The sequence below is a fragment of the Micromonospora sp. WMMA1947 genome, assembly GCF_027497355.1.
Lineage (GTDB): Bacteria > Actinomycetota > Actinomycetes > Mycobacteriales > Micromonosporaceae > Micromonospora.
The window spans coordinates 5,972,073-5,987,574 of sequence record NZ_CP114909.1; the positions used below are offsets into that span (position 1 = coordinate 5,972,073).

At 72.5% G+C, this 15,502-nt stretch carries 15 protein-coding genes; 3 read left to right on the forward strand and 12 right to left on the reverse strand.

Annotation, left to right across the window (positions count from 1 at the left end; genetic code table 11):
- Positions 1-20: 20 nt before the first annotated feature.
- From O7604_RS28005 to pyrR, 6 genes are all read right to left on the reverse strand, one after another.
- Positions 21-1,034 (reverse strand): quinone-dependent dihydroorotate dehydrogenase, encoded by a 1,014-nt coding sequence (locus O7604_RS28005; RefSeq protein ID WP_269700478.1) that lies wholly within the window; start codon positions 1,032-1,034, stop codon positions 21-23.
- Between the two features lie 103 nt (positions 1,035-1,137).
- The gene (gene carB, locus O7604_RS28010; RefSeq protein WP_281578317.1) at positions 1,138-4,485 is read right to left on the reverse strand and encodes a carbamoyl-phosphate synthase large subunit; all 3,348 of its coding nucleotides are present in this window, start codon (positions 4,483-4,485) and stop codon (positions 1,138-1,140) included.
- A complete protein-coding gene (gene carA, locus O7604_RS28015; RefSeq protein ID WP_281578318.1) occupies positions 4,478-5,650 on the reverse strand; it encodes a glutamine-hydrolyzing carbamoyl-phosphate synthase small subunit in 1,173 nt (390 codons plus the stop codon). The genes carB and carA overlap by 8 nt, the downstream gene beginning before the upstream one ends.
- A gap of 55 nt (positions 5,651-5,705) precedes the next feature.
- Positions 5,706-6,983, reverse strand: coding sequence for a dihydroorotase (locus tag O7604_RS28020; RefSeq protein ID WP_281578319.1), 1,278 nt, complete (start codon positions 6,981-6,983; stop codon positions 5,706-5,708).
- The gene (locus O7604_RS28025; RefSeq protein ID WP_120570510.1) at positions 6,980-7,906 is read right to left on the reverse strand and encodes an aspartate carbamoyltransferase catalytic subunit; all 927 of its coding nucleotides are present in this window, start codon (positions 7,904-7,906) and stop codon (positions 6,980-6,982) included. The genes O7604_RS28020 and O7604_RS28025 overlap by 4 nt, the downstream gene beginning before the upstream one ends.
- Positions 7,903-8,487, reverse strand: coding sequence for a bifunctional pyr operon transcriptional regulator/uracil phosphoribosyltransferase PyrR (pyrR, locus tag O7604_RS28030; RefSeq protein WP_269700482.1), 585 nt, complete (start codon positions 8,485-8,487; stop codon positions 7,903-7,905). The genes O7604_RS28025 and pyrR overlap by 4 nt, the downstream gene beginning before the upstream one ends.
- A gap of 286 nt (positions 8,488-8,773) precedes the next feature.
- On the opposite strand from pyrR, the gene O7604_RS28035 reads away from it, so the two are divergent.
- A complete protein-coding gene (locus O7604_RS28035; protein WP_013285505.1) occupies positions 8,774-9,262 on the forward strand; it encodes a helix-turn-helix domain-containing protein in 489 nt (162 codons plus the stop codon).
- A gap of 61 nt (positions 9,263-9,323) precedes the next feature.
- Here O7604_RS28035 and nusB read toward each other — a convergent pair whose 3' ends face one another.
- From nusB to aroB, 4 genes are all read right to left on the reverse strand, one after another.
- A complete protein-coding gene (gene nusB, locus O7604_RS28040; protein WP_174361785.1) occupies positions 9,324-9,734 on the reverse strand; it encodes a transcription antitermination factor NusB in 411 nt (136 codons plus the stop codon).
- A 23-nt stretch (positions 9,735-9,757) separates the two neighbouring features.
- Positions 9,758-10,315 carry an elongation factor P gene (gene efp, locus O7604_RS28045; protein ID WP_013285503.1) on the reverse strand — a complete coding sequence of 186 codons (558 nt, stop codon included), beginning with the start codon at positions 10,313-10,315 and terminating at the stop codon, positions 9,758-9,760.
- Positions 10,316-10,401: 86 nt separating this feature from the next.
- The gene (gene aroQ, locus O7604_RS28050; RefSeq protein ID WP_269700483.1) at positions 10,402-10,842 is read right to left on the reverse strand and encodes a type II 3-dehydroquinate dehydratase; all 441 of its coding nucleotides are present in this window, start codon (positions 10,840-10,842) and stop codon (positions 10,402-10,404) included.
- On the reverse strand, positions 10,839-11,915 hold the full coding sequence (gene aroB, locus O7604_RS28055) for a 3-dehydroquinate synthase (protein WP_281578320.1): 1,077 nt from the start codon (positions 11,913-11,915) through the stop codon (positions 10,839-10,841). The genes aroQ and aroB overlap by 4 nt, the downstream gene beginning before the upstream one ends.
- A 92-nt stretch (positions 11,916-12,007) precedes the next feature.
- Here aroB and O7604_RS28060 point away from each other — a divergent pair, with 92 nt between their 5' ends.
- Both O7604_RS28060 and O7604_RS28065 read left to right on the forward strand, forming a co-directional pair.
- Positions 12,008-12,550 (forward strand): DUF2243 domain-containing protein, encoded by a 543-nt coding sequence (locus O7604_RS28060; protein ID WP_281578321.1) that lies wholly within the window; start codon positions 12,008-12,010, stop codon positions 12,548-12,550.
- Positions 12,547-13,335: a cytochrome c oxidase assembly protein gene (locus tag O7604_RS28065; RefSeq protein ID WP_281578322.1), complete on the forward strand. Its 789-nt coding sequence runs from the start codon at positions 12,547-12,549 to the stop codon at positions 13,333-13,335. The genes O7604_RS28060 and O7604_RS28065 overlap by 4 nt, the downstream gene beginning before the upstream one ends.
- A gap of 288 nt (positions 13,336-13,623) precedes the next feature.
- On the opposite strand, the gene O7604_RS28070 is transcribed toward O7604_RS28065, so the two are convergent.
- Both O7604_RS28070 and aroC read right to left on the reverse strand, forming a co-directional pair.
- Positions 13,624-14,133, reverse strand: a complete 510-nt coding sequence (locus tag O7604_RS28070; RefSeq protein WP_269700491.1) for a shikimate kinase — start codon at positions 14,131-14,133, stop codon at positions 13,624-13,626.
- Positions 14,134-14,188: 55 nt separating this feature from the next.
- The gene (gene aroC / locus O7604_RS28075; RefSeq protein WP_281578323.1) at positions 14,189-15,367 is read right to left on the reverse strand and encodes a chorismate synthase; all 1,179 of its coding nucleotides are present in this window, start codon (positions 15,365-15,367) and stop codon (positions 14,189-14,191) included.
- Positions 15,368-15,502 lie beyond the last annotated feature (135 nt).

Sequence of the window (15,502 nt, forward strand, 5' to 3'; positions counted from 1 at the left end):
GGGGGCGGGGTGGGTTGGGGTCAGGGTCGGGTGGTTCGGGTGATGGCTCGGGTCAGGGACGGGCCCCGGTAGATGAAGCCGGTGTAGAGCTGGAGCAGGGCGGCGCCGGCGTCGAACATGCGTGTCGCGTCGTCCGGGTCGAGGATGCCGCCCACGCCGATCACCGGTAGCCGCCCGCCGGTCTCGCGGTGTACGAAGGCGACCATCTCCCGGGCCCGGGCGGTCAGCGGCCGGCCGGACAGACCGCCGGCCTCGGCGGCCCGCGCCCGGTCGGCCGGGGCGAGTCCGTCGCGGGCGAGCGTGGTGTTCGTGGCGATGACCCCGGCCGCACCCCGGTCGAGGCACACCTCCAGCAGCTCGGCCACGGCCGGCTCGGTCAGGTCGGGGGCGATCTTCACCAGCACCGGCTTCTCCCCCACCAGCGCGGCGAGCAACGCGTCCAGGTGGGACCGGTCCTGAAGCGACCGCAGTCCGGGGGTGTTCGGTGAGGACACGTTCACCGCGAAGTAGTCGCCGTGCTCCTTGAGCGCCCGGTAGGACGCGAGGTAGTCCTCGACCGCCTCGTCCAGCGGGGTGACCTTGGACTTGCCGAGCGAGATGCCCAGCGGCACGCCGAGCGGGCGCGGCAGGGCGGCCAGCCGGTCCGCGAGCGCCGCCGCGCCCGCGTTGTTGAAGCCCATCCGGTTGATCACGGCTTCGCTGTCGCGCAGCCGGAACAGCCGGGGCCGGGGGTTGCCCGGCTGGGGGTGCGCGGTGACGGTCCCGACCTCGACGAAACCGAAGCCGAGTGCCGGCCAGGCGGGCAACGCGAGTCCGTTCTTGTCCATGCCGGCCGCCAGCCCGACCGGGTTGGGGAAGCGCACCCCGAACACCGTCCGCGGCGCCGCCCGGAAGTACGCCCGCCGCAGCGCCGCGAGGACCGCCGGCCGCCGCGACACCGCCGCGAGCCGTTCCAGCGTCCACTCGTGCGCGCCCTCGGCGTCCCCGCCCGCGAGCGAGAACAACCGGGGCCGCACCACCTTCTCGAAGATCACGCCCCGGCCCCCTGCCCGGCCGGCCCGTTGATCATGAGGTTGGCGGCGATGTGGATCTCGATATCCGCCGCCAACCTCATGATCGGCGCGTGGAGGCGCGCTGTCACTCGCCCGCCCGCAGGGCGGCGTGCAGGTCCTGCAGCGGACGGACCTTCAGGTCGCCGTTGATGCGGGCCTCGATGCCCATGACGGCCGCCGCCGCGCCCGGGACGGTGGTGATGCAGGGGATGTCCACGCTCACCGCCGCGCTGCGGATCTCGTACCCGTCGGACCGGGCGCTCGCCCCGGAGCCCTGCGGCGTGTTCACCACCAGCGCCACGTCGCCGCCGAGGATCAGCGAGACCGCGTCCGCGCCCTCCCCCGACTCGTAGTGCTTGCGGATCTGCTCGCAGGCGATGCCGTGCCGGCGCAGCACCTCGGCCGTACCGGTGGTGGCCACGATCTCGAAGCCCAGGTCGGCCAGGCGCTTGATCGGGAAGATCATGCCGCGCTTGTCCCGGTTGGCGACCGAGACGAAGATCTTCCCGGCGGTCGGCAGCGACCCGTACGCGGCCGCCTGCGACTTGGCGAACGCCTGCCCGAAGCCGGTGTCGATACCCATCACCTCGCCGGTGGACTTCATCTCCGGGCCGAGCAGCACGTCGATGCCCTTGCCGGACGGGGTGCGGAACCGCTTGAACGGCAGCACCGCCTCCTTGACCGCGATCGGCGCGTCGGCCGGCATGGTGCCGCCGTCGCCGGTCGGCGGCAGCATCCCCTCGGCCCGCAGCTGCGCGACGGTGGCGCCGAGCGCGATCCGGGCCGCCGCCTTCGCCAGCGGCACCGCCGTGGCCTTCGAGACGAACGGTACGGTCCGGGAGGCGCGCGGGTTGGCCTCCAGCACGTAGAGCATGTCGCCCTGCAGCGCGTACTGGACGTTGAGCAGGCCGCGCACACCGATGCCGCGGGCGATCTGCTCGGTGTAGTGCCGCACCTGGGCCAGGTGCGAGCCGGCCAGGGTGATCGGCGGCAGCGCGCACGACGAGTCGCCGGAGTGGATGCCGGCCTCCTCGATGTGCTCCATCACGCCGCCCAGGTAGACGTCGCCGTCGGCGTCCACGAGCGCGTCCACGTCGATCTCGATGGCGTCGTCCAGGAACCGGTCCACCAGCACCGGACGGTCCGGCGAGATGGCGGTGGCCCGGCCGATGTAGTCGCGCAGCGTGGCGTCGTCGTAGACGATCTCCATGCCGCGCCCGCCGAGCACGTACGACGGTCGGACCAGCACCGGGTACCCGATCTCGTCGGCGATCGCCTTCGCCTCGTCGTACGAGGTGGCCATGCCGTGCGCGGGCGCGCGCAGTCCGGCCCGGGCCAGCACCGCGCCGAACGCGCCGCGCTCCTCGGCCAGGTGGATCGACTCCGGGGAGGTGCCGACGATCGGCACCCCGGCGTTCTTGAGCCGCTGCGCCAGGCCGAGCGGGGTCTGGCCGCCCAGCTGCACGATCACCCCGATGACACCGGGTCCGTCGGCCTCCCGGCCGGAGGAGTCCTCCGCGTGCCAGACCTCCAGCACGTCCTCGAACGTCAGCGGTTCGAAGTAGAGCCGGTCGGCGGTGTCGTAGTCGGTGGAGACGGTCTCCGGGTTGCAGTTGACCATGACCGTCTCGTAGTCCACGTCCCGGAGAGCCTGGACGGCGTGCACGCACGAGTAGTCGAACTCGATGCCCTGGCCGATCCGGTTCGGCCCGGAGCCCAGGATGAGCACCTTGGGCCGGGCCGAGGGCGCCACCTCGGTCTCCGAGTCGTAGGTCGAGTAGTGGTACGGGGTGGTCGCCTCGAACTCGGCCGCGCAGGTGTCCACCGTCTTGTAGACCGGGCGGACGCCGAGCCGGTGCCGCAGCGTGCGGACGCCGTCCTCGGCGGCCAGCTCGGGACGCAGCGCGGCGAGCTGCCGGTCGGACAGCCCGGCCCGCTTGGCCCGGCGCAGCAGACCGGCGTCGAGCACCGGCGCGTCCACGATCTCGGCGCGCAGCTCGACCAGCGCGGCGATCTGGTCCAGGAACCACGGGTCGATGCCGCCGGACGCCTCGGACACCTCGGCGATCGACGCGCCCAGGCGCAGCGCCCGCTCGACGGTGTAGAGCCGGCCGTCGTGCGGCGTGCGCAGCGCGGCGAGGGTGTTCTCCTTCGTGGCGCCGTCCGGGTCCGGAGTGGTCCAGAAACCCGATGCCTTGGTTTCCATCGAGCGCATCGCCTTGTTCAGCGCCTCGGTGAAGTTGCGGCCCAGGCTCATCGCCTCGCCCACCGACTTCATGGTGGTGGTCAGCTCCGGGTCGGCGCCGGGGAACTTCTCGAACGCGAACCGGGGGATCTTCACCACCACGTAGTCGAGCGTCGGCTCGAACGCCGCCGGCGTCTTGAGCGTGATGTCGTTCGGGATCTCGTCGAGCGTGTAGCCGATGGCCAGCTTCGCGGCGATCTTCGCGATCGGGAAGCCGGTGGCCTTCGACGCCAGCGCCGAGGAACGCGACACGCGCGGGTTCATCTCGATCACGACGATCCGGCCGTCGGCGGGGTTGACCGCGAACTGGATGTTGCAGCCGCCGGTGTCCACCCCGACCTCGCGCAGCACGGCGATGCCAAGGTCACGCAGCCGCTGGTACTCCCGGTCGGTGAGCGTCATCGACGGCGCGACGGTGACGCTGTCGCCGGTGTGCACGCCCATCGGGTCGACGTTCTCGATCGAGCAGACCACCACCACGTTGTCGTGGCGGTCGCGCATCAGTTCGAGCTCGTACTCCTTCCAGCCGAGCACGCTCTCCTCGATGAGCACCTCGTGCACCGGGCTGGCCGCCAGGCCCGCCCCGGCGATGCGCTCCAGGTCCTCGTCGGTGTGCGCCATGCCGGAACCGAGGCCGCCCATGGTGAACGACGGCCGGATGACCACCGGCAGGCCCAGGTCGGCGACCGTCTCGCGGACCTCGTCCATCGAGTGGCAGACCCGCGAGCGCGGCACCAGCGCGGACGGATCCTCCAGGCCCAGCCGTACGCCGGCCTTCGCGACGATCTCCTTGAACAGCTGCCGGTCCTCGCCCCGGTTGATCGCCTCGATGTTCGCGCCGATCAGCTCGACGCCGTACTTCTCCAGCACGCCGGCCTCGTGCAGGGCGACAGCGGTGTTCAGCGCGGTCTGCCCGCCGAGCGTCGGCAGCAGCGCGTCCGGGCGCTCCTTGGCGATGACCAGCTCGACGAACTCCGGGGTGATCGGCTCGACGTACGTGGCGTCGGCGAACTCCGGGTCCGTCATGATCGTCGCCGGGTTGGAGTTGACCAGGCTGACCCGGATCCCCTCGCTGCGCAGCACCCGGCAGGCCTGGGTGCCGGAGTAGTCGAACTCGCAGGCCTGTCCGATCACGATCGGCCCGGAGCCGATCACCAGGACGTGCTTGAGGTCGGTCCGCTTAGGCATTGTCGCGCCCCTCAGTCTGCTTCCGGTCGGGGCCGCCGCCCTCGATCAGTTCGGCGAAACGGTCGAAGAGGTAGTCCGCGTCGTGCGGGCCGGCCGCCGCCTCGGGGTGGTACTGGACGGTGAAGGCGGGCACGTCCACGGCCCGCAGCCCCTCGACCACGTTGTCATTGAGGCAGACGTGCGACACCTGGACACCGCCGAACTCGGTCTGGATCACCTGATCCGGCACCACCGCACCGTCCCCGGCGCCCGGCACCTGCACCGCGAAGCCGTGGTTGTGGCTCGTCACCTCGACCTTGCCGGTGGCCCGGTCGAGCACCGGCTGGTTGATGCCGCGGTGGCCGTACCCCAGCTTGTAGGTGCCGAAGCCGAGCGCCCGGCCGAGGATCTGGCTGCCGAAGCAGATGCCGAACAGCGGGATCCGCCGGGTCAGCACCTCCCGGGCCAGCGCCACCGGGCCGTCGGCGGTCGCCGGGTCGCCCGGGCCGGGCGAGAAGAAGACAGCGTCCGCGCCGGTGGCGAGGAGATCCTTGATGGTCGACCCGGCGGGGAGCACGTGGGTGGTGACGCCGCGGGCGGCGAGCCGGCGGGGCACGTTGCGCTTGATGCCCAGGTCCACCGCGGCCACCGTGAACCGGTGCTCGCCCTGCGCCTCGACGACGTACGGCTTGGCGGTGGTCACCTCGTCGGACAGGTTCGCGCCGACCATCTGCGGCGAGCGGCGTACCCGCTCCAGCAGCGCGGCCGGGTCGTCCTCGACGCTGGAGATGCCGACCCGCATCGCGCCGCGCTCACGCAGGTGCCGGGTCAGCGCCCGGGTGTCCACGCCGCTGATGCCGACCACGCCCTCGGCGGCGAGCCGGTCCTCCAGGCCGCCGGTGGCCCGCCAGTTGGAGCTGATCCGGGCCGGGTCGCGCACCACGTACCCGGCCACCCAGATCCGGTCGGACTCGTCGTCCTCGCCGTTGACGCCGGTGTTGCCGATGTGCGGCGCGGTCTGCACCACCACCTGCCGGTGGTACGAGGGGTCGGTGAGCGTCTCCTGGTAGCCGGTCATGCCGGTGTTGAAGACCGCCTCGCCGAAGGTCTCCCCGACGCTGCCGTACGCCTCGCCGTGGAACGTGCGCCCGTCCTCGAGGACGAGAATTGCAGGCCGTCGCTTCACTGTGCCCGCCTTTCGTTCGCGACTGCGGGACTCCGCTCCGCTGCGTTCCTCGCGCTCACTTAACAGCCTTTCCGTCCAGGACCGTCGGCTCGCCGCGCAGGAAGGTCGCCACGATGCGACCCGGCAGCGTCATGCGGGCGTACGGGGTGTTGCGACTGCGACTGGCCAGTTCCGCCGGTTCGATGACGCGACGGACGGCCGGGTCGACAAGGGTCAGGTTGGCCGGTACGCCGGGCGCCGGGTCGAGGCCGTGCCCGGTCAGTCCGGCGATCCGGGCCGGGGTGCGGGACATCCGCTCGGCGATCAGGTCCCAGCGGGGGCCGAACACGTCGAGCGCGATGGACAGCGCGGTCTCCAGGCCGAGCATGCCCGGCCGGGCGTACGCCCACTCGCACTCCTTGTCCTCCACGGCGTGCGGCGCGTGGTCGGTGGCGATGATGTCGATCACGCCCTCGGCCAGCGCCTCCCGCAGCGCGGCGATGTCGGCGGCGGTGCGCAACGGCGGGTTGACCTTGAAGACCGGGTCGTAGCTCTCCGCCTTCTCATCCGTGAGCAGCAGGTGGTGCGGCGTCACCTCGGCGGTGACCCGTACCCCGCGGGCCTTGGCCTGGCGCAGCACCTCGACGCTGCCGGCGGTGGAGACGTGGCAGACGTGCAGGCGGCTGCCCACGTGCTCGGCGAGCAGCACGTCCCGGGCGATGATCGCCTCCTCGGCGACGGCCGGCCAGCCGGTCAGGCCGAGGCGGGTCGACACCTCGCCCTCGTGCATCTGCGCGCCCTCGGTCAGCCGGGGCTCCTCGGCGTGCTGGGCGATCACGCCGTCGAACGCCTTGACGTACTCCAGCGCCCGGCGCATCAGCCGCGGGTCGGACACGCAGTGCCCGTCGTCGGAGAAGATCCGCACCCCGGCGGCCGAGTCGGCCATCGCGCCCAGTTCGGCCAGGCGCTCGCCGGCCAGCCCGACGGTGACCGCGCCGATCGGCTGCACGTCGACCAGGCCGGCCTCCCGGCCGAGCCGCCAGACCTGCTCGACCACGCCCGCGGTGTCCGCGACCGGCGAGGTGTTCGCCATCGCGCACACCGCCGTGTAGCCGCCGAGCGCCGCCGCCCGGGAACCGGACTCGACGGTCTCGGCGTCCTCCCGGCCGGGCTCGCGCAGGTGGGTGTGCAGGTCGACCAGGCCGGGCAGCGCGACCAGGCCGCTCCCGTCGATGACAGTGGCGTCGTCCGCGACGAGCCCGCGGCCCGTCTCGGCCACCACGCCGTCGCGGATGAGCAGGTCGGTCGGCTCGCCGCCGACGATGCTGACGCTTCTGATGAGGTACGCGGTCACCGGTTGTTCCCTCCGAGCAGCAGGTAGAGCACGGCCATCCGCACGGAGACCCCGTTGGCGACCTGTTCGACGATGGTGGAGCGGGGCGAGTCGGCCACCTCGGGCGTGATCTCCATCCCCCGGTTCATCGGGCCGGGGTGCATGACGATCGCGTGCTCGGGCAGCCGGCGCATGCGCGGCCCGTCGAGCCCGTAGCGGCGGGCGTACTCGCGGGCCGACGGGAAGTAGGAGTCACCCATCCGCTCGCGCTGCACCCGTAGCATCATCACCACGTCCACATCTGGGAGAACGGCGTCGAGGTCGTAACAGACGTCGGTGCCGGGTGCCAGAGCGGCGGCGATGTCGACCGGGATGAGCGTGGGCGGGCCGACCAGTGTGACCTTCGCGCCGAGCGTGGACAGCAGCAGCACGTTCGAGCGGGCCACCCGGGAGTGCAGCACGTCGCCGACGATCGCCACGTGCAGGCCGTCGAGCCGGCCCAGCCGGGACCGCATCGTGTACGCGTCGAGCAGCGCCTGGGTGGGGTGCTCGTGGGTGCCGTCACCGGCGTTTACGACCGACCCGTCCACCCACTCGGCGAGCCGGTGCGGGGCGCCGGAGGCGGGGTGCCGGACGACCACCGCGTCCGCGCCCATGGCCTGGAGCGTGAGCGCGGTGTCCTTCAGGCTCTCCCCCTTGGCCACGCTGGAGCCCTTGGCGGAGAAGTTGATCACGTCGGCGCTGAGCCGCTTGGCAGCCGCCTCGAACGAGATCCGGGTCCGGGTGGAGTCCTCGTAGAAGAGGTTGACCACGGTGCGCCCGCGCAGCGCGGGCAGCTTCTTGACCTCGCGCCCGGCCACCGTCGCCATCTCCGCGGCGGTGTCCAGGACCAGGGTGGCGGTGCCGGCGTCCAGATCGGCGCCGGAGAGCAGGTGCCGGATCATGCGGATGTACCCCCGTACAACTTGACCTCGTCCGTGCCGTCGGTCTCGGCGAGGGTGACCTTGACGTTCTCGGCCAGCGCGGTGGGGATGTTCTTGCCGACGTAGTCGGCGCGGATCGGCAGCTGGCGGTGGCCGCGGTCGACCAGGACCGCGAGCTGCACGGACGCCGGGCGGCCGACGTCGCTGAGCGCGTCCAGCGCGGCCCGCACGGTGCGGCCGGAGAACAGCACGTCGTCGACGAGGATCACCCGCTTGCCGTCGATCCCGCCGGGCGGCAGGTCGGTCGGACCGACCGCGCGGGTGGCGTGCCGGCGCAGGTCGTCGCGGTAGAGCGTGATGTCGAGCACGCCGACCGGGACGGTGACGTCCTCGAAGGTGCTGATCCGGGCCGCCAGGCGGTGCGCCAGCGGCACGCCCCGGGTGGGGATGCCCAGCAGCACGGTGTCGGCGGCGCCCTGGGTCTTCTCCAGGATCTGGTGAGCGATGCGGTCGACCACCCGCGACACGTCCGCTGCGGTGAGGATCACCTTCACCGAGGGTTGTCGCGGCGGCGACGAGTGGGCAGCCGGTGGGTAGGCCACGGCGGACCTCCTTCCCCGCCTCACGGGACGGGTCGTTAAAGGACGTCTGGTCTGCTCCGGCAGGCCCGCGCGGGGCCCAGACCGGGGCTTCACGCCACGTTACCAGCGGTCACCGGGCCACCCGCCGCCGGTCCTGACCTGCTGGTCAGCCCGGAGAAATGCGGACAAGCCACACGTGGGTGCCGGACCTCGTGGACAGCAACACTTGACCACTTGTCGCAATCCCCGTACCGTCACGCTCCGTAGCGATAGCTCGGAGAACCCGAACAGCACTGGGAGTGTCCGAATGCCCTCTGAATACGCCAAGTCGCTGGGCGCCCGCCTGCGCTCCATCCGCCAGCAGCAGGGCCTGTCCCTGCAGGGGGTGGAGGAGAAGTCGAACGGGCGGTGGAAGGCCGTGGTGGTCGGCTCGTACGAGCGCGGCGACCGCGCCGTCACCGTGTCCCGCCTGGCGGAGCTGGCCGACTTCTACCGCGTTCCCGTCTCGGAGCTGCTGCCCGACGGCAGCGGGGTGCGTCACGAGCCCACCAGCAAGATCGTGCTGGACCTGGAGCGGCTCTACGACGAGGCCTCCGAGGACCTCGCGTACGTGGCCCGCTACGCGCGCGCCATCCAGCAGCAGCGCGGCGACTACAACGGCCGGGTGCTCTCCATCCGCGCCGACGACCTGCGCGCCCTCGCGATCGTGTACGACGCCTCGCCGTCGGGCCTGATCGAGCGGCTGACCGAGCACGGCGTGCTGGTCGCCGACCCGCGGGCGTTCTTCGCGTCCTGACACCCCGTACGACAGAAAGGGCCCGTGCCTACCGGCACGGGCCCTTCGTCGTCGCGGCGCGTCAGCGCGTGGCGTACTCGGCGATCCGGCCGAGGATGCCGTTGAGGAAGCGGGGCGAGTCGTCGGTAGACATCTGCCGGGCCAGCTCCACGGCCTCGCTGATCGCCACCGCGTCGTCGATCTCATCGACGTAGAGCAGCTCGTACACGGCGATCCGGGCCAGGTTGCGGTCGACCACGGGCATCCGCTCCAGCGTCCACCCCTCGGCGTAGCTGGCGATCGTCTCGTCGATCCGGTCGAGGTGCGCCGCCACGCCCTCGACCAGCCCGACCGCGTAGCCGAGGTGGTCGGGGCGCGGCTGCTCGATCCGTTCCAGGTAACCGGCGAGCACCTCGACCGGCGGGCGGTCCCGCAGGTCGGCCTCGAAGAGCACGTCCAGCGCCCGCTTGCGCGCCTTGCGGCGCGCCGGCATCTGCTGCTTGGGGCCCTCGGCCATCAGGCTCGGCCGAGGTAACGGCCGTCGCGGGTGTCGACCTTGATCTTCTCACCGGTGGTGATGAACAGCGGCACCTGCACTGTGGCGCCGGTCTCGACGGTGGCCGGCTTGTTGCCGCCGGTCGACCGGTCGCCCTGCAGGCCCGGCTCGGTGTAGGTGACCTCGAGCACGACCGAGGTCGGCAGCTCGATGTACAGCGGCACGCTCTCGTGGGTGGCGACTGTCGCCTCGGCCTCGGGGAGGAGGTAGTTGGCGGCCTCGCCGACGGTGCCGCCGGGGACGGTGATCTGGTCGAACGTCTCCAGATCCATGAAGACGTAGTCCTCGCCGTCGGCGTACAGGTACTGCATGGTGCGCTTGTCCACGGTCGCGGTCTCGACCTTGGTGCCCGCGTTGAAGGTCTTGTCGACCACCTTGCCGGACAGCACGTTCTTCAGCGTGGTGCGCACGAAGGCACCACCCTTACCGGGCTTGACGTGCTGGAACTCGACGACGGCCCACAGCTCGCCGTCCAGGTTGAGTACCAGGCCGTTCTTCAGGTCGTTGGTGGTGGCCATTTCCTGCCTTGATCATCAATTGGCGGACAGACCGTCCAAGTCTACTCGCTCTGTCGAATCGGACTCGCGCCGCGCGACGGACCGGCTCAGGCGCCCGCGGCGAGCCGGGCGGCCAGATGCTGCAGCGCCAGCCGGTAGCCGTCCACGCCCAGGCCGCAGATCACCCCGGTGGCCACCGCGGACACCACCGAGTGGTGCCGGAACTCCTCCCGGGCGTGGATGTTCGAGATGTGCACCTCGACCAGCGGGCCGCGCAGCATGGCGCAGGCGTCCCGCACCGCGATCGAGTAGTGCGACCAGGCGGCCGGGTTGAGCACCACCGCCGCCGCCTCGTCGGCCGCCTCGTGCAGCCAGGCGAGCATCTCGTGCTCGGCGTCGGTCTGCCGGACCACCACGTCCAGGCCCAGCTCCCGGCCGTGCCGCTCGCAGTCGGCCACGAGCTGGGCGTAGCTGGTCACCCCGTACACGTCGACCTGGCGGGTGCCGAGGCGGCCCAGGTTCGGCCCGTTGAGCACGTACACCCTCACGAGCTGATCTCCGCGTACGCGGCGGCGAGCAGGTCGTCCGACGGCGCCTCCAGGATCGCCGGGCGGGCCAGCCCGTCGAGCACCACGAACCGCAGCCGGCTGCCACGGGCCTTCTTGTCCACCCGCATCGCGGCGAGCAGCTCCGGCCAGGCGTCGGCCCGGTAGCCGGTGGGCAGGTCGAGCGCGGTCAGCACCCGGCGGTGCCGCTCGGCGTCGGCCGCGTCGAGGCGCCCGGCGAGCCGGGCCAGCGTGGCCGCGTACACCAGGCCGACCGCGACCGCGTGGCCGTGCCGCCAGCGGTACCCCTCCACCTTCTCGATCGCGTGCGCCAGCGTGTGCCCGTAGTTGAGCACCTCGCGTACCCCGGATTCGCGCAGGTCCCCGCCGACCACGTCGGCCTTCACGCGGACCGCGCGCTCGACCAGTTCCCGCAGCACCGGCCCGGCCGGGTCGAGCGCGGCGGCCGGGTCCCGCTCGACCAGGTCGAGGATGACCGGGTCGGCGATGAACCCGCACTTGACCACCTCGGCCATCCCGGCGGCCAGGTCGGCCGGGGGCAGGCTGTCCAGCGTCGCCAGGTCGGCCAGCACGCCGGCCGGCGGGTGGAACGCGCCGACCAGGTTCTTGCCGGCGGCGGTGTTGATGCCGGTCTTGCCGCCCACGGCGGCGTCGACCATGCCGAGCAGCGACGTGGCGACCGGCACCCAGCGCACGCCGCGCAGCCAGGTGGCCGCGACGAAGCCGGCCAGGTCGGTGACCGCGCCGCCGCCCACGCCGACCACCGCGTCGGTACGGGTGAACCCGGCGTCGCCGAGCCGGTCCCAGCAGGCCGCCGCCACGTCGACGTGTTTGCCCGCCTCGGCGTCCGGCACCTCGATCAGCAGCGGCGTCACGCCGCCCTCGCGGACCGCGTCGGCGAGCCGGTCGGCGAGCGCCTTGAGCGGCGGCGCGTGCAGGAAGGCCACCCGCTCGGCGCCCGGCAGCAGCACCGGCGGCGGGTCCAGCAGGTCACGTCCCACCAGCACGTCGTACGGCCGCTCGCCGCCGACCGGGATCCGGGTCACCTCGTCCATCGCGGGCAGCCTAGTCCAGCGCGCCGCCCTCGCGCGGCCGTTGTCCACTGGCTGGGTGTTTGCCCGGCCGCACCGCGGGTAGGGCGGCCGGAATGAGCGAGACGACGGCACAGGAGACCCGACAAGAGTCCGCGACGAGCATCCGGCTGCCCGCCACGATCCTCGGTGTCGGGCTGGGCGGCTTCGTCGACGGCATCGTCCTGCACCAGGTGCTCCAGTGGCACCACCTGCTCAGCAGCACCGGCAGTGACCGGGTCGGCATCCGCGAGTACCCGGTGGACACCGTGCCCGGGTTGCAGATGAACACGCTCTGGGACGGCCTGTTCCACGTGGTCACCTGGGTGGCGGTGCTGACCGGCCTGGCCCTGCTCTACTCCCGGGTGACCGGTTCCCGGGGCCGGCTGTGGCGCTCGCCGATGCTGTGGGGCTGGGCGCTGATCGGCTGGGGCCTGTTCAACCTGGTCGAGGGCATCATCGACCACCACCTGCTCGGCATCCACCACGTGCGCAGCGGCCCGAACCAGCTCTGGTGGGACCTCGGGTTCCTCGCCCTCGGCGTGGTGCTGATCGCCGTCGGCTGGGCGATCCAGCGCCGGGCCAAGGGCGTCGACCTCTGCGCGCCGGAGCGCCGGTGACGCTCGCCCACGCCGGGCACGCCGACGGCGGCTTCCCGGCGACCGCGCTGGTCCCGGCGGCGCTGTTCTGGGCGTACCTGGCCGCCGCGCTGCGGCTGCGCGACCCGGGCGGGCCGGGCTGGCCGCACGCCCGGACGGCGAGCTTCGGGCTGGGCGCGCTGCTGCTCGCGGCGGGGCTGCTGTGGCCCGCCGGGGACTTCGTCGGGCACATGTGGCAGCACCTGCTGATCGGCATGCTCGCGCCGCTCGCGCTGGTGCTCGGCGCCCCGGTCACGCTGCTGCTGCGCACGCTGGACCGGCGTACCGGCCGGGCCCTGGTCCACCTGCTGCGGCATCCCGTCGCGCGGGTGTTCGGCCACCCGGTGACCGGCCTGCTGCTCACCGCGGGCGGGCTGTGGCTGCTCTACCTCACCCCGCTGTACCGGGCCACCCTGGACAACCCGGCCCTGCACACGCTGGTGAACCTGCACTTCCTGCTCAGCGGCTGCCTGTTCGCCTGGTCGATCGCCGGTCCCGATCCGGGACCGCACCGCCCGCGCGTACCGGTGCGGCTCGTGGTGATCGGGTTCGGGGTGGCCGCGCACGCCACGATCGCCCAGTTGCTCTATGCCGGGCTGTTCGTCGACGTGCCGGCCACCGCCGCCGAGCTGCGGGCCGGGGCCACGCTCATGTACTACCTGGGTGACCTGGCCGAGATCGCGCTGGCGCTCGCGCTGCTGGCCACCTGGCGACCGGAACCGGCCCGGCGCCGCCGCGCGGCCGGGACCGTCGCGGCCAACGCCTGACCAGCGCGCCTTCCCACCCGCCCATGGCGTTCCACCCGCCGGCGTCATCCACGCCGAGTGGAACACCACGGGTGCCACAACCCTCGGGAGACACCCACACCGTTCCACCCACCGACGTCATGCGCGCCGACTGGAACGCCACGGGTGCCACAACACCCCGAAGACACCCACCGCGTTCCACCCACCCACGTCATCCACGCCGAGTGGAACACCACGGGTGCCACAACACCCCGAAGACACCCACCGCGTTCCACGGAGGGAGCCCGGAGCCGGCGGAGCGGGGCGGGCTCAGGGCTTGAGCAGGGCGGCGATCTCCGCGGCCAGATCCTCCGGCGTACGCCCGTCGGTGACCACCGTCGCGGTCGCCACCTCGGCGTAGAGCGGGCGGCGCTGATCCATCAGGTGCTTGAGCGTGGCGCGCGGGTTCAGCGCGAGCAGCGGACGGCCCGCGCCCAAGCCAACCCGCTTGACCGCGTCTGGCAGCTCCACCGACAGGTGCACGACGGTGTGGCCGATCAGCGCGGCCCGGTTCTCCTCGGCCAGGACCGCGCCGCCGCCGAGCGCGAGCACGCCCGCGTGCGACGCGAGCGCCGCCGCCACGGCGGCCCGTTCGAGGGTACGGAAGTGCTCCTCGCCCTCGTCCACGAAGATCTCCGGGATGGGCTTGCCGGCGAGGTTCTCGATGTCGGCGTCGGTGTCCCGGAAGTCGACGCCGAGCGCCTCGGCGAGCGCCGTACCGACAGTGGTCTTGCCGGACCCGGGCGCACCGACCAGCACGCAGACCGGCCGGGTGCTCATCGTTGCCACCTTTCGTTCGCGACTGCGGGACTCCGCTGCGCTGCCTTCCTCGCGCTCACCGAACCACCAGGCTGTCGAGGTAGCCCGTCAGGTTGCGGCGCATTTCGGCGACCGAGTCGCCGCCGAACTTCTCCACCGCCGCCTCGGCCAGCACCAGCGCGACCATCGCCTCGGCCACCACCGCAGCGGCCGGGACCGCGCACACGTCGGAGCGCTGGTTGATAGCGGTGGCCGGCTCGCCTGTGGTCACGTCGATCGTGGCGAGAGCCCGGTTCAGCGACGAGATCGGCTTCATGGCCGCCTTCACCCGCAGCGGCTCACCGGTGGTGATGCCGCCCTCCAGGCCACCGGCCCGGTCGGTGATCCGCCGCACGCCGGTCGCGGTGGGCACGATCTCGTCGTGCGCCTCCGAGCCACGCGAGCGGGCCTGCTGCCAGCCGTCGCCAATCTCCACACCCTTGATCGCCTGGATCGACATGAGCGCGGTCGCGAGGCGGGCGTCGAGCTTGCGGTCCCACTGGACGTGGCTGCCCAGGCCCGGCGGCACCCCGTACGCGAGCACCTCGACCACGCCCCCGAGCGTGTCGGCGGCCTTCTTCGCGGCGTCGACCTCGGCGACCATCCGGGCGCTGGCCTCGGCGTCGAGGCAGCGCAGCGGGTCGGCGTCGATGCGCGCGGCGTCCTCCGGTGTGGGCCGCAGGCCCGGCTTGACCGCCACCGGGCCCAGCTCGACCACGTGGGAGACGATCTCGACGCCGAGCGCCTGGCGGACGAGTGCCTTGGCGACGGTGCCCACCGCGACCCGGGCGGCGGTCTCCCGGGCGCTGGCACGCTCCAGGATCGGCCGGGCGTCGGTGTGCCCGTACTTCTGCATGCCGGCCAGGTCGGCATGGCCCGGCCGGGGCCGGGTCAGCGGCGCGTTGCGGGCCTGGCTCGCCAGTTCCTCCGGGTCGACCGGGTCGGCGGCCATCACGGTGCGCCACTTGGGCCACTCGGAGTTGCCGACCCGGATCGCGACCGGGCTGCCGAGCGTCACCCCGTGCCGGAGCCCACCGATGATCTCGACCTCGTCCTGCTCGAACGACATCCGGGCGCCCCGGCCGTAGCCGAGCCGGCGCCGGGCCAGCTCGCCGGAGATCTCCGCCGTGGTCACCTCGATGCCGGCGGGTACGCCCTCCAGCATCGCGACGAGGGCGGGTCCGTGCGATTCACCTGCAGTCAGCCAGCGCAACACGACGGTCAGTGTGTCACGCCCGGTGGTCACCGGCGTACGCCGCCCGCCGCATCCCGCCCACCGGACAGGCCACCTCCGCGTGCTGGTCTGCCGCCCGGCGGGTGAGGTGTTAACAGGGGGCCCTTCCTCTACCGG